At 71.2% G+C, this 12,844-nt stretch carries 11 protein-coding genes; 6 read left to right on the forward strand and 5 right to left on the reverse strand.

The features are described from left to right. Positions 1-8: 8 nt before the first annotated feature. Positions 9-869 carry an RDD family protein gene (locus DO944_RS11905; protein ID WP_112617352.1) on the forward strand — a complete coding sequence of 287 codons (861 nt, stop codon included), beginning with the start codon at positions 9-11 and terminating at the stop codon, positions 867-869. On the opposite strand, the gene DO944_RS11910 is transcribed toward DO944_RS11905, so the two are convergent. Further along, positions 841-1,047, reverse strand: a complete 207-nt coding sequence (locus DO944_RS11910) for a DUF3499 family protein (RefSeq protein ID WP_036305938.1) — start codon at positions 1,045-1,047, stop codon at positions 841-843. The two genes, DO944_RS11905 and DO944_RS11910, sit on opposite strands and share 29 nt — an antisense overlap. Before the next feature lie 80 nt (positions 1,048-1,127). Here DO944_RS11910 and DO944_RS11915 point away from each other — a divergent pair, with 80 nt between their 5' ends. Further along, a complete protein-coding gene (locus DO944_RS11915; RefSeq protein WP_023955399.1) occupies positions 1,128-1,568 on the forward strand; it encodes a metallopeptidase family protein in 441 nt (146 codons plus the stop codon). 7 nt (positions 1,569-1,575) lie between these two features. On the opposite strand, the gene DO944_RS11920 is transcribed toward DO944_RS11915, so the two are convergent. The 4 genes from DO944_RS11920 to manA all read right to left on the reverse strand — a co-directional run bounded on the left by DO944_RS11920 (position 1,576) and on the right by manA (position 7,531). Then, entirely contained in the window at positions 1,576-2,967 is a 1,392-nt protein-coding gene (locus DO944_RS11920) for a DUF5719 family protein (protein WP_112617354.1), read from the reverse strand. After that, positions 2,964-5,804, reverse strand: a complete 2,841-nt coding sequence (locus DO944_RS11925; protein WP_112617355.1) for a glycosyltransferase family 2 protein — start codon at positions 5,802-5,804, stop codon at positions 2,964-2,966. Before DO944_RS11925 ends, DO944_RS11920 begins: the two co-directional genes overlap by 4 nt. Positions 5,805-5,893: 89 nt before the next feature. Then, on the reverse strand, positions 5,894-6,214 hold the full coding sequence (locus DO944_RS11930; RefSeq protein WP_023955405.1) for a WhiB family transcriptional regulator: 321 nt from the start codon (positions 6,212-6,214) through the stop codon (positions 5,894-5,896). Between the two features lie 147 nt (positions 6,215-6,361). Further along, positions 6,362-7,531 (reverse strand): mannose-6-phosphate isomerase, class I, encoded by a 1,170-nt coding sequence (gene manA, locus DO944_RS11935; protein ID WP_112617356.1) that lies wholly within the window; start codon positions 7,529-7,531, stop codon positions 6,362-6,364. A gap of 71 nt (positions 7,532-7,602) precedes the next feature. On the opposite strand from manA, the gene DO944_RS11940 reads away from it, so the two are divergent. Genes DO944_RS11940 through DO944_RS11955 form a run of 4 tightly spaced genes read left to right on the forward strand, consistent with a single transcriptional unit; the run spans position 7,603 to position 12,836 of the window. Beyond that, positions 7,603-9,027, forward strand: coding sequence for an O-antigen ligase (locus tag DO944_RS11940; RefSeq protein WP_112617357.1), 1,425 nt, complete (start codon positions 7,603-7,605; stop codon positions 9,025-9,027). 35 nt (positions 9,028-9,062) lie between these two features. Continuing rightward, positions 9,063-10,511 carry an O-antigen ligase gene (locus DO944_RS11945; protein WP_112617358.1) on the forward strand — a complete coding sequence of 483 codons (1,449 nt, stop codon included), beginning with the start codon at positions 9,063-9,065 and terminating at the stop codon, positions 10,509-10,511. Beyond that, entirely contained in the window at positions 10,508-11,854 is a 1,347-nt protein-coding gene (locus DO944_RS11950; RefSeq protein ID WP_258524706.1) for an O-antigen ligase, read from the forward strand. Before DO944_RS11945 ends, DO944_RS11950 begins: the two co-directional genes overlap by 4 nt. 10 nt (positions 11,855-11,864) lie before the next feature. Then, entirely contained in the window at positions 11,865-12,836 is a 972-nt protein-coding gene (locus tag DO944_RS11955) for a glycosyltransferase (RefSeq protein ID WP_258524707.1), read from the forward strand. Positions 12,837-12,844: the final 8 nt, after the last annotated feature.

Here is a 12,844-nt window from a genome sequence, read left to right on the forward strand (position 1 = left end):
CTGTACCCATGACCACGCCCGCTCCCCCGGTGCAGATCGCCCAGGACGAGATCCTCACCGGCGAGGCGGTCGCACTCGACGTTCAGCCCCTCGGCTTCTTCCTCCGCGCGCTCGGAGCTCTCATCGACGTCCTCTGCGGCGTCGCGCTGCTGCTGCTGTCCTACTTCGTCGGAGGCTTCGTTGTCGGGGGCCTCGGCCTCGAGAACCTGTCCGGAATCCTCGTCGTCTCGGCGCTCGTCCTCGTGCTCGTCGTCATCCCGACGGCGATCGAGACGCTCGCGCGCGGCCGCAGCCTCGGGAAGCTGGCGGTCGGCGGTCGCATCGTCCGCACCGACGGTGGCGCCACCGGATTCCGACAGGCCTTCATCCGCGCCCTCGTCGGTGTGCTGGAGATCTGGTTCACCTTCGGCGCCCTCGCGGGGATCGTCGCGACGTTCACCCCGCGATCGACCCGCCTCGGCGACATGGTCGCGGGAACGTACTGCGAACGCACGCGCGCGCCCCGCCTCCCGACCCCCGCCGGGCCCGTCCCCGGTCAGCTGCAGGAATGGGCGGAGGTGGCCGATGTGGGAAGACTGCCCGACCGCATCGCCCGACGGGCGACTCAGTTCGCACGCTCGGCCGAGGGCATGGAACCGGGGGCGCGCTCGCGCTCGGCGGAGATGATCGCCGCCGAGATCGCACCTTTCGTCTCACCCCTGCCGCACTCGGACCCGGAGACGCTCGTGCGAGCGGTCGTGGCGGTGCGACGCGACCGCGAGTACGCCGCGATCATGCGAACCGACGAGCGCGCAGCGGCGCTCGTCGGCGCGGCCCAGGAGACGCCGCGCGGATTCCCGGTCAGACCCGCAGGGTCTCGTGCCGGATGACGACCCAGCCCTTCGGCACCGACAGGCGCTCGGTGTGGATCGCGCAGAGGTCGTGCGCGTGCGGGTCCGTTCCGCCGCCGAGCGGACCCAGCGCGGCCATCTGGTCGCCGTAGTCGAAGGTGAGGGTCGTCACGGCCTCGCGGGCGCAGCCCACCTTCGAACACAGTCTCTCGCGCATCGCATCCACGGTAACGCCGTCTACCCCGTACGTCCGGATGCCGCGCCGAGCCCCCGCCCCTCGCGGCATAGGATGGCCTCATGATCCGGCGTCGTTCCCGACCCGTCCCGCCGCGGCGGAACCGGCCGTCGCGGCACGGCCGTCATGGCCGCGATGACCGGAGCCCCGTCGTGCGGCCGCCACTCCCTCCCCTCGAGACGCGCTCCGAGCGATTCGATCTGTCGGTGGGCACCGCTGCTGAGTTCCTGCGCAGCGCCTGGCCCGAGCTGCGGGAGGTCCGCTTCGAGGTCGCCGGGATGCCCGCGGCGAGCGACGAAGACGGCATCCCTCGCTGGCAGGTCTTCGCCGCCGAGAAACGGATCGTGCTGTACCGCCTGCCGATAGAGCGCTTGAACCGACTGCACCGGAACGACGACCTGCACCGCCGGATGATGGTCGAGAGCTGCGTCTTCCGCGCTGCGGCCGAGTACCTCGATCGCGACCCGTGGGATCTCGGGCCCGATCGCTTCCGCTTCCTCTGACCGACGCCTAGGGATAGACGGTGAGTTCGGCCGCCGCTGCGGCGGAACCGGCCACCGGGTAGGTTCCGAGCTGTCCGTCGCCCGAGAAGCCGATGGAACCGCGGATGCCGCCGGCCCCGGGATCGATCCGGTAGATCGTTCCGGCTTCGACCTCGATCGTCCGCGACTGCCCGGCGGCGAGTTCGACCGTCCGGGGCGTTCCGCCGCTCACCGGCGTCACCGTCGCGACGGTCTCGCGCTCGGCCGTCAGCGTGAGCGTCGGCCCGGGGGCCGGCGCGACGGCGACGAGAGTGGGGGCCTCGACGAGCGGCGCTGCCACCGCCCAGGCGAAGTCGGCAGGGGCCGCCAGATCGGTCGATGTCCATGCCGCCGCCACGAGAGGCGCATCCGCGGTCGCGGTCACCGTGTAGTCGCCGACGGGCATCCCCGTCACCTCGAGCTCGACCGGTCGGCCAGCCGTGAGGGCGATGTCATCCTGCTGGGACACCACGCCGCCGTCCGCGACGGAACGCACCGTGACGCTCGCGCCTGCGTCGGCCGCTGTGGCCATCAGGCGCACCGAGAGCCCTCCGGCCGAAGCGCCGGAGTCGGGTGCGACCGTCACGTTCACGGCCGGGATCACCTGCTGGGGAGCGGGGAGCGCGCTCGCGCCGATCTGGTCCACTCCGCCGGCGATGAGCGTGCGGGTCAGTGTCGACTGCAGCGAGGCCCGGACGGGCGCGCCTTGGGCCGTGACCTGCACGACCGGGCTCTGCTCGCCGCGACGGAGAGCCGCGAGGGGGATGGCCCGCTGCGAGCGAGCCCCGACGACGACGCCTTGTCCCGCGACGGGTTCCTGCATACCGTCGGCGCCGAACACGCGGAGGTCGACGGTCGCGGCGACATCGCCCGGGTTCGTCAGGAGGACCAGGTCGCTGGCTCCCGTCGCCGCCGATCCGCCGACCAGCCACGACTCCATCGCGGGACGCGTGCAGGCCGAGACGGCGAGCCCGCGCAGGTCGGCCTCGTCGAGCGATGCGGCCGACGCCGCGCCGAGATCCGTCGGGCGGCCTCCCGTCGGCTCTGCCGAGAAGGCCGCCGGCGGTGCGCCGTCATCGGCGCGGTCGGGAGCGGCGAGGGTGTACTCGGTGGGTTCGGCGCCGTCGGCAGCCGCGACGACGGTCGACGATGCGGCGCTGGTAATCGCGCTCGCGACCGTCGCGTCACGGCCGAGCGCGAGCAGGGGCCCATCGCACGCCGCAACCGAGCGCGCCGCCTCGGGCACCACGTCGAGCGACATCGGCTCGCGCGTGAGGGTCGGCCACGGCGCGGCAGCGGCAGCGATCACGCCGCCGCCGATGACGACAGCGGTCACGGCTCCCGCCACGAGACGGGTCACGAGTGCAGTTCGCGTGGTCATCGGTCCCTCCTGCGGAGCGCGCGTATCCCCACGAGACGCGGAGCGGCTCGAGATGCCGATCGGCTGCCCCGCGTGGGCAGGGCCAGCAGCAGGGCGATGGCGAAGACCGCGGCGATGCCGCTCCACGCTGCGGCGGCGAATGCGCGCGCGGATGCCGGCGCGTCTGCCCGGGGAGCCACCTCACCGGACAGGCGCCACAGCTCGCCCTTGTCCGTCGAGCCGACGGCGTCCAAGCCGTCGCGGCTGCCCAGCGCCGTCGCCGCCGCGAGGCGTGTGCTGCGGGCCGCCGCGGATTCGTCGTCGCCGTTCGAGGCGAGCAGGATGAACGCGACACCGTGGTCGCGCAGCTCGCCGACGACGTCGTTCGCGGTATCGGCGACGAGGTCGGCGGCGACCTGCGCCGCTTCCCGATCGGCATCGGTCAGCTCCGTGCGCGCGGTGACGAGTGAGGACTGGCCGCCGAGGGTCGCGCTGCCGCCCCAGACGACATCGACCGCGACACCGTCGTCGGTGGGAGTCAGCACGATGGTTCCGAGTCCCGGCGTGTTCGCCCCCTCGGCCGCCACGAACGCGGGAAGGGTGCTCGTCTCGCCGCGGCCGACGGCCGCGGCATCCCGCGCGTGAGCGGTCAGCGTCGGGACGGCTGCGACGACCAGACCGGCGACGGCGATCGCGGCGGCGACCGTCCGGACCGCTCGAACCGGCACCACGCTGTCGAGCGTCAACAGCGCCGCGCCGACGACTCCGATCCACGCGAGGCTGAGGGCGGCGCCCGGCCAGAGCGGGATCGCGGTCGTCCCGTCGATGGCGACGGCCAGACCTGCCGCGGCGAAGGCGGTCGCGACTCCGAGACCCGCGACGGCCAGGAGCACGATTCCGACGAAGCGACGCGTCGACGCGGCAGCGGCGAGCGCGAGCGCGAGCAGAGGCGCGGTGAACAGCAGCAACCACCACACCGGGCCGGAGGCTCCCGTGAAGGCCGCCCACCCCGCATCCGCAGGGAACCCGGCGGCGAACAGGAATCTCCCGACGACATCATCGGCGAATCGCGGGCCGCTCCACGGCACCCCCGGGTCGGCCAGCAGCGACCACAGGTCTCCGGCGCGGAGCCGGGCGAGAACGAGCGGTGCCGACAGCGCGAGCGACGGGACGATGATCCACAGCCACCGGAACGCCGCGCGCCGGCCCCGGAGCACCATCGACAGCACGACGGCGAAGACCCAGATGATCACGACGGGAGCGGACAGAACCGGGGAGCAGGCCAAGACGACGGCGAGGAGGATCGAAGCCGTACCGGCATTGCCCCACGAACGGTGAGCGCCGGCAGCGGTGAACGCCAGCCACGGCAGCACGAGGTGGACGATGACGGATGCCGGGCGCCCGTCGCCCAGTGCCACGAGGAACATCGGCGCCAGTGCCCAGATCGCGGCACCGACGATGCGCAGCGCCGCACGCTCGGTGACGCGCGTGGCAGCGAACCATCCACCGAGCACCGCGAGCGGGAGGGCGAGGAGCCACAGCACCACGAGCGCGCGCGACGGGTCCGTCGGCGAGAACGATGCGAGCACAGCGAGAACGGCGCTGAACGGGTCAGCGGGGCCCACCGCTTCCCACCCGAGCGGTCGTTGCGCACCCGTCGCCTCGGACCAGGCGCGGGCCGCGTTGGCGGCGAGCGGAGCGAGGGCTCCGCCGCCGATGGAGGGCCAGCTCAATGCCGCGGGCATCGCCGCGATCGAGACGACGAGGGCTGCGAGGACTGCCCACGCACCACCGCCGGAGAAGAAGCCGAGCTCGGTCCGACGCGGACCGTCGCCGGCGGGCTGATCCTCGATGAGACGCTGCCGCATGACCCGCGAGCTGACTCGCAGCGACGCCAGTTGCGACCAGGATGCGCGCCGGTGACGAGCGATCCGACGTCGGGCGCGGGCGACGGCACGCAACCGGACCAGCACGGTCACGGCGGCCGACCATTCCGGGCCGATCCGCGCGGGACGTTTGCCGACGAGGTCGACGACGCTGCGCCAGAGCGCCAGTGGCAGGAGCGTGAGCCAGTGCAGTACGACAACGGGCGGCGGGGCGTAAACCAGTCGCCGGTGCAGCTGCGCGACGCGTGCGGCATGCGTGACGCGGGCGCGGGCGCCCATGGTCCGCGGTGCTGGGGGGCCGGCCACGCCGTCGTGCGCGACGGCGATGCGCGCCCCGGGCGCGAGGACCACGCGGCCGCCGGCCAGACGCACGCGCACGCCGAGATCGAGCCCCTCGTCGGCACCGGCGAGGGCATCGTCGAGCCCGTCGAGCTCCCGCCACGCGGCGGTGTGGACGAGGATGCCGCGCACATCACCGCCGAGGACGTCGTCCGTACCGTCGTGCTGGCCCTGGTCGTGCTCACCGTCAGCGAGACCGACCGCAGCGCCGAACCTCGTCATCGAGCGTCCCAGCGAGACGATGCGCGTGTTGTCATCCCACTCGACGAGCTTCGGAACGGCGATCGCGACGGACGGCGCCGTCTCGAGGGCGGCGGCCAGCCGCTGCAGCGCCTGCGGCTCGGGCGCGACGTCCTGCGCCAGCAGCCACACCGCGTCACCGTCGAGACGTCGTGACGCCAGCCGGAGCGCGGCAGCGAAGCCCGTTCGGGACGGCGCGGCGATCACCACCTCGGCACCCGACTCCTCCGCGAGAGCGCGCAGACGGTCGTCGCCGCCGCACAGCACGATCGTCAATGCGTCGACGGCGCGCGTCTGATCGCGCAGCGCGGCGAGCGTGCGCGTGAGGTGGAAGGCCGCCGGTGCGCGTCCATCGGGACGCACGACCAGGAGCGCATGAACACGGGCGGGCATGACGGAGCAAGCCTAGGTGGCGATTCTGAGCGAGCTCGACAGCGGCGAGGCGGTTCGCCGATATCAGCGACCCCGGCCGCCGGAGCTCGTCAGACTGCGCGACGCTTCAGCTTGCGGCGCTCGCGCTCGCTGAGGCCGCCCCAGATGCCGAAGCGCTCGTCGTTCTGCAGGGCGTACTCGAGGCATTCCCCGCGGACGTCGCACGACGTGCAGATGCGCTTGGCGTCGCGGGTGGAGCCGCCCTTCTCGGGGAAGAACGCCTCGGGGTCGGTCTGCGCGCAGAGCGCGTCGGTCTGCCAGGCGAGCGCATTGTCGTCACCGTCGGTGTCGACGCGGCGAACACCGGGCACGCCCAGGTTGACCGGATCGACGAACCAGTTGTCGGGAACGCCCGAACGGTATGCCGTCATATCGTGTCCCCTCCTCGCCGGCCGGCACGCGAGCCGCGTGTCTCGCATTAATTACACCCGTGTGATTCCTCTGGGTCAAGTCGCGGATCGTAAACCCTCAAGCCCATGTTTAAGCTTCGCGACGCTCCATCGGCGTGTCGCGACTCGCTAGGCGCCGGGCTGCGCGACGAACGCCTCCCCCGCGCCGCCGATCGCGACGGACTCCGCCGCGACGACGGCCGCCGTGCCGGGCACGAGCTCCACGCGCTTACCGTCCGCTTCGACGACGACGTCGCCGCGCGTCGCGAGGACGATCGCCGTGCCGGCGAGCGCGATCTCGGTGACCGCCTCGAAGGTCGTCTCGACGCGCGCGAGACGGAAGTCCGGCACGCCGACGTCATAGCCGAACACCCCGGGCGCGACCTCGATGGGCTCGACGATCGGCGCGGGACCGCTGTCGGTGCTGACGATCTGCAGCAGCTCGGTCACGTCGACGTGCTTGGGCGTGAGGCCACCGCGGAGCACGTTGTCGCTGGCGGCCATCAGTTCGACTCCGAGGCCCTCCTGATAAGCGTGGAGCACACCCGCCGGCGCGAAGAGCGCCTCGCCTCGTCGCAGCTCGACGAGATTCATGAGGGTCGCCACGATGAGCCCCGGGTCGCCGGGGAATGCACCCGCGATCTCGCTGAGCACGGCCGTCTCGGCGGCGAAGTCCGAGTCCGAGCGGCCCGCCCCCACGGATCGATCGAGCGCAGCGGCGAGGTCGGTCACGACATCCGATGCCTCGCCCGAGAGCGCCCATCCGATGACGCGGCGGAGCGCCGCAGACTCGTCCTCAGCGTCGGTCGGCGTGAGCGCAGCGGCCAACGCGACGACGCCCGCACGCTCGCCCAGAGCGGCGAGCAGACGCTGGGTGTCGGCGATCGGCCGCAATCCGACCAGCGCGCGGAATGAATCCGAGAGGGCGACGATGATCTCGGGCTTGTGATTCTCGTCGCGGTAGAGGCGGCCCCCGGCATCCCGCGGGATGCCCGCCGCCTCTTCGCGCGCGAATCCCGCGGCTGCCTGCTCTCGGGAAGGGTGCGCTTGGATCGACAGCGACGTCGCCGCCGCGAGGATCTTCAGCAGGTAGGGAAGCGGCGCGAGCCCGGCCTCGGACAGGGCGAGGTCGAGCGGGCGTCCCGTGCCGTCGTCGACGCGCGACGGGCTGCCCGGATGATCACCGAACCAGATCTCCGCTTCGGGCTCCCCCGAAGGCTCGCGACCCTGCAGCTCGGCGATGAGCGTCTGGGAGCCCCATGCGTAGTCTCTGGCGATGTTCGAGATCGGAATCAGCACGAGCCCAGCCTAGAGCGCGGGCACCGTCGGATCGGGTGCCGGACGCGCCGCCGCGATAGCCTGTCTGCACCATGGCCGTCTACTCCCGCCACCCCGTCTCGGCGCCTCCCGCGGCGCCCGCGCGAGAGACCACCGGGCATCTCCTCCTGCGGGCGTGGTGCGTCTTCGTCATCGCCGCGTCGATGGCCGGCACGAGCTGGCTGATGGCGTTCGGCCCGGCGGTCGCAGGCGTCGTCGTCGTCGCGACCGGACTCGTGTCGACGGTCCTCTGGGTCTCGCTGCGGCCGCGGGTGCAGTGGCGCCGCCTGCCGTGGTTCGCGCTGGCCTACGTCGCGTGGGCCGTGATGTCGATGCTGTGGTCCGCGTGGCTGGGCGCCACCGAGCTCACGCTGCTGCTGCTCGTATCGACGACCGTGCAGGCGATGTTCGTCGGCGCGGTGCTGACCTGGCGCGAGATCCTGCGCGCGGTCGCGGCGGCGCTGAAGTGGATGCTGGCACTGTCCATCCTGTTCGAACTGTGGGTCGCCCTCATCTGGCGCGGTGACATCCTCCCGGGCTTCGTCCGACCGGATGCCGACTACGCCGGCCACCCCATCACCCTCTGGTCACGCGACAACCTCTTCAACGGCGGCCGCCTGCAGGGGATCTTCGGCAACGCCAACCCCCTCGCCTACATCGCCCTCCTGGCGATCATCGTCTTCATCGTGCGGATCGCATCGGGCGCGCCGCGCAGGTTCCTGCTCGGGCTCTGGACGGCGCTCGCTGTCTTCCTCTTCTGGCGGGCGGCCTCGGCCACCGCGCTCCTGTGCGCCATCGCTGTGGCGGTCGTGCTCGTGACGATCCTGCTGATGCGCACCGCACGCCGCCCCGGCGAGCGCACGCGTTTCTACGTCATGTACCTCGTCGTCGCCGGCCTCGGCGGCGCCGTCGTGTGGCTCGCGCGCGACACGGTGTTCGATCTGCTCGGCCGCTCGTCCGATCTGACGGGACGTCAGCGGATCTGGGACGCCGTCGGCGAGCGCATCGCCGAGCGGCCGCTGATCGGGTGGGGCTACTCGACCCCCTGGGTTCCGTCGGACCCGGCGTTCGACGGCTGGATCGTCGACCACGGCGTCAGCGTCATGCAGGCGCACAACATGTGGCTCGACGTCGCGCTCCAGCTCGGCTTCATCGGCGTCGCTCTCATCGCGCTCGCCCTGCTGGCGTTCGTCTGGCGGTCCTGGTTCTTCGCCGTCGATCGGCCCCGGTGGGACCTCGTGGCCGATCGCCCGTATACGGCTCTGACGCTCGTTCCCTCCCTCGTCGCGACCATCCTGCTCGTCCAGGGGCTCGCCGAGTCGGCACCGCTGCTGAACTGGGGATGGTTCCTCATCATCCTGTTCGCCTTCAAGATCAAGCAGGCCCCGCTCGTCGGGCGCGGTCCGGCCGAGCAACGTCTCGACGCGGAGCAGGGCGACCGCCTTCCCGAGCAGCCGGAGGCGCTCCGGGGTACGTGATGGCTCTCAGCCCCTGCGGCTAATCTGAGAGCATCATGGCCAGTCATACGCGCGGGGAATCCGGAACGGATGCGGCGACGACCTCATCGCCGCGGCTCCTCCCGCTCCGGCTCGTGCGAGCCTGGTGCACCCTGATCATCGCCTCCTCGATGGCGGGCACGGCCTGGCTCATGGCGATCGGGGTCGGCGGCTCGGCCGTCGTGGTCGCCGTCACGACCACCGTGTCAGCGGCGATCTGGCTGATTCAGCGACCCCGCCGCCGCTGGCGCCGCCTGCCGTGGTTCGCCCTGGCCTACGTCGGGTGGGCGGTGCTCTCGCTGCTGTGGACGGAATGGCCACGCGCGACCGCCATGACGCTGGCGCTGCTGCTCGCGACCACCGCGCAGGCCATCTTCGTCGCGTCCGTCCTCACGGGACGTCAGATCATCGAGGCGATCGCTGCGGCGGTGAAGTGGATGCTGGCGCTCTCCCTGGCCTTCGAGCTGTGGGTCTCGCTCATCTGGCGCGGGCCGATCCTCCCGGGCTTCGTCCGCCCGGGGCCCGATTTCACGGGCGACCCGATCATGTTCTGGTCTCGCGACAAGCTCTTCACGGATGACCGCATCCAGGGGATCTTCGGCAACGCGAACTCGCTCGCCTACATCGCGCTGCTCGGACTCGTCGTCTTCGGGTTGCAGATCAACACCCGCGCCGGCCGCCGGGGCCCGCTGGTGGTGTGGACGCTGCTGGCGGCCTTCTGCTTCTGGCGCGGCTCGTCGGCCACTGCCGCGATGTGCGCGATCGCCATCGCGATCGTCATCGTGGTCGTCCTGCTCATGCGACGCGCGCGCACAGCGCGCACCCGCCGCATCCTCTACATCGTCTTCACCGTCACGGGCGTCGCCCTCATCACGACCCTGTGGCTCGTCCGCGAAGCTCTGTTCGAGATGCTCGGGCGCTCCTCCGACCTCAGCGGTCGGAAGGAGATCTGGGCGACGGTGGGCGAGCGATTCGCCGAGAGCCCGATCATCGGCTGGGGCTACTCGGTGCCGTGGGTGCCCACGGATCCCTTCTTCGACGGCTGGATCGTCGACCGCGGCGTTACGGTGATGCAAGCGCACAGCACCTGGTTCGACGTCGCCATGCAGCTCGGGGTGGTGGGCGTGGTGCTGTTCGCCGTCGCCCTCGGCGCCTTCACCTGGCGCGCATGGTTCCTGGCGCTCGGCCGCATCCCCCGCCCCGGCGCCCAGCGGGAACCGCGGTCGCGCCTCCTGCTGATCCCCGCGCTCGTGGCGACGATCCTTCTCGTCCAGAGCATCACCGAGTCGTCGCCTCTGCTGAACTGGGGATGGTTCCTGCTCGTGATGCTCGCCTTCGCCATCAAGCAGGCCCCCGCCTCCGTTCGCGGCACACCCGTCCGGCGTCGCTCGACACTCGCTGCCGCGTGGCCCCTCGAGGGCGGTGCTCCGATCGAGCGCGGCACGCCCGTCGAAGGCGTGGCGTGACGACTCCGCCCGGACTGTCCGCCTCCTGGGTCGTCCGCACGCTCGACTCCGCGGCGTTCGCGCAGGCATTCGCACACACGGCGATCGCCGCGGTGTTCGCTCAGCACCTCGTCGACCGCACCGCGGGCCGGGTCACCTGGTTCACCGTGATCGCGGGGTTGTGCGCGGTCGGCGCGGCCGTGCTGCTGGTCCGCCGTCGCGAGTTCACCCTCGTGCGCCTCATCCCATCGACCCTCGTGCTGTTCCTCGGCTGGGCCCTCGCGAGTGTCACGTGGACGACAGACACCTCCGGGACCGTCAGCGGCTGGCTCGCGCTCGCGGCGATCGCGTTCCTCGCCGTCGTCATCGCGAACACGCGCGACACCCTGCAGACGGTCCGCGCACTGGCCGACGTCTTCCGGGTGCTGCTGGTGCTGTCGCTCCTGCTCGAGCTGCTCTCGGGTGTCTTTTTCGACATGCCGTTCACCTTCCTCGGCATCGAAGGGGACATCGCCGCTCTCGGCCCGGTTCAGGGCATCTTCGGCACCCGCAACTCGCTCGGATTCATCGCGGTCCTGGCACTGATCACCTTCTACATCGAGTGGCGCACGGTGTCGGTGCGAACCGGTGTCTCGCTGTTCTCGGCCGTGCTGGCCGCGCTCCTCGCGGCTCTCTCCGACTCGCCCACCGTCCTCGTCCTCGCCGTCGCCACGGCCGTCGCGACGGCGGCACTCGGCCTCGTGCGTCGCACCCGACGCGCGTTGCGACGCACCGTCCAGTCCGTGCTCGGCGCGACCGTGATCGTCGGCGCCATGGTCGGATATCTGCTGCGCGAGCGCATCATCGCGTGGATCGGGGCCGGGACGGACTTCTCGATCCGGGCCGAGCTCTGGGACCAGGTCGCCTCGTTCGTCCGCGTCGAGCCGGTGCGCGGGTGGGGCTGGTTCGGGCCGTGGTCGCGCACCGATTTCCCCTTCAACGCGATCAACTTCGCCCTCGGGGACCGACACAGCTCGGCCTTGAACGCGTACGTCGACGTCGTGCTCCAGCTCGGGTGGGTCGGTCTGCTCATCTTCATCGCCTTCGCGGGACTGGCCCTGGGACGCGCGTGGCTCGTCGCGAGTGAACGCCGGTCGATTCTCTACGCCTGGACTCCCCTCATCCTCGTGACGGTCCTCGTCGACGCCCTCTTCGAGAGCTTCCCCCTCCACGGGTACGGCTGGCTGATGCTCGTCCTCTGCGCGCTGCGAGCCGGGCAGTCGAAGTCGTGGCGCGAGAACATCCGGGACGCCGCGCGGCCGGGATCGCCCGCCGCCGGGCTGCCCGACGACACCTCGACGGGAACGCACGGCATCGCACGGTAGGATCGGGCCGGTGAGCGCGCAGGTTTTCGACCCGACATCGGCGACCATCGCCGTCGTCACTTTCAACCGCTCCGCGCTTCTGTCGCGGCTGCTCGAGAGCGTCGTCCGGATGGACCCGAAGCCCGGGCGCGTGGTGATCATCGACAACGCCTCGACAGACGACACGACCGCGGTCGTCGAGTCGTTCCGGGATCGACTGGGCACAGAGCTCGTGTACCGGCGCCTCGAGACGAACACCGGCGGATCCGGCGGATTCAGCGAAGGTGTGCGCGTGGCCTATGAGTTGGGGTCCGAGTGGATCTGGCTCATGGACGACGACGTCGAGGTGCTGCCCGACGGGCTCGCCAAGATGGGACGCTGGGCGCCGCGGTTCCGCAGCATCCAGGGTCGCCGCTACGACTACGACGGCAGCGAGTTCTACTGGCAGTACCGCATCGCCGAACGCATGGGCATCCCCATCCCCTTCGCGCCCGCCGGTTTCGGCGAGTCCGGGTACAAAGAGATGAACTCCGGCTGCTTCGAGGGCATGTTCATCCACCGCGACATCGTCGCCCGCATCGGACTGCCCGACCCGCGCTTCTTCATCTACTGGGACGACCAGCTCTACGGCTGGCTCGCCTCGCGAATCACGACGTCGGTCATCGTCGACGAATTCGTCCTGCGCCGCACGCGCGAGATCCGCCAGTGGGACATGGGCATCCGCCACATGAACGCCTCGAGCGACGCCTACCGGTACTACATCATGCGCAACCGGGCGCACATCAAGCAGTACTACCGGACGAAGGGCGTCTACAACCCGGTGCTGTTCGGCCTCGGGACGACGCTGACCTTCGGCAAGGAGCTCATCCGGCTCTTCCTCGTCGAGCGCACCGTGCGAGGCACCTCGAATCTCTTCCGCGGCCTCCGCGACGGGCGGCGCATCGCGCGCGACCGCACGTGGCGGCCGATGCAGCCGCTGGTTGATCAGCCGGCCCGTCCCTGACGAAAGAC

The sequence above is a fragment of the Microbacterium sp. SMR1 genome, from assembly GCF_003289625.1.
Classification (GTDB): domain Bacteria; phylum Actinomycetota; class Actinomycetes; order Actinomycetales; family Microbacteriaceae; genus Microbacterium; species Microbacterium plantarum.

Excerpts from the sequence above, each read along its gene's own strand:
- DO944_RS11905 (WP_112617352.1), top strand. The coding sequence starts at position 9 with ATGACCACGCCCGCTCCCCCGGTGCAGATCGCCCAGGACGAGATCCTC.
- DO944_RS11910 (WP_036305938.1), bottom strand. The coding sequence starts at position 1,047 with ATGCGCGAGAGACTGTGTTCGAAGGTGGGCTGCGCCCGCGAGGCCGTG.
- DO944_RS11915 (WP_023955399.1), top strand. The coding sequence starts at position 1,128 with ATGATCCGGCGTCGTTCCCGACCCGTCCCGCCGCGGCGGAACCGGCCG.
- DO944_RS11920 (WP_112617354.1), bottom strand. The coding sequence starts at position 2,967 with ATGACCACGCGAACTGCACTCGTGACCCGTCTCGTGGCGGGAGCCGTG.
- DO944_RS11925 (WP_112617355.1), bottom strand. The coding sequence starts at position 5,804 with ATGCCCGCCCGTGTTCATGCGCTCCTGGTCGTGCGTCCCGATGGACGC.
- DO944_RS11930 (WP_023955405.1), bottom strand. The coding sequence starts at position 6,214 with ATGACGGCATACCGTTCGGGCGTTCCCGACAACTGGTTCGTCGATCCG.
- DO944_RS11940 (WP_112617357.1), top strand. The coding sequence starts at position 7,603 with ATGGCCGTCTACTCCCGCCACCCCGTCTCGGCGCCTCCCGCGGCGCCC.
- DO944_RS11945 (WP_112617358.1), top strand. The coding sequence starts at position 9,063 with ATGGCCAGTCATACGCGCGGGGAATCCGGAACGGATGCGGCGACGACC.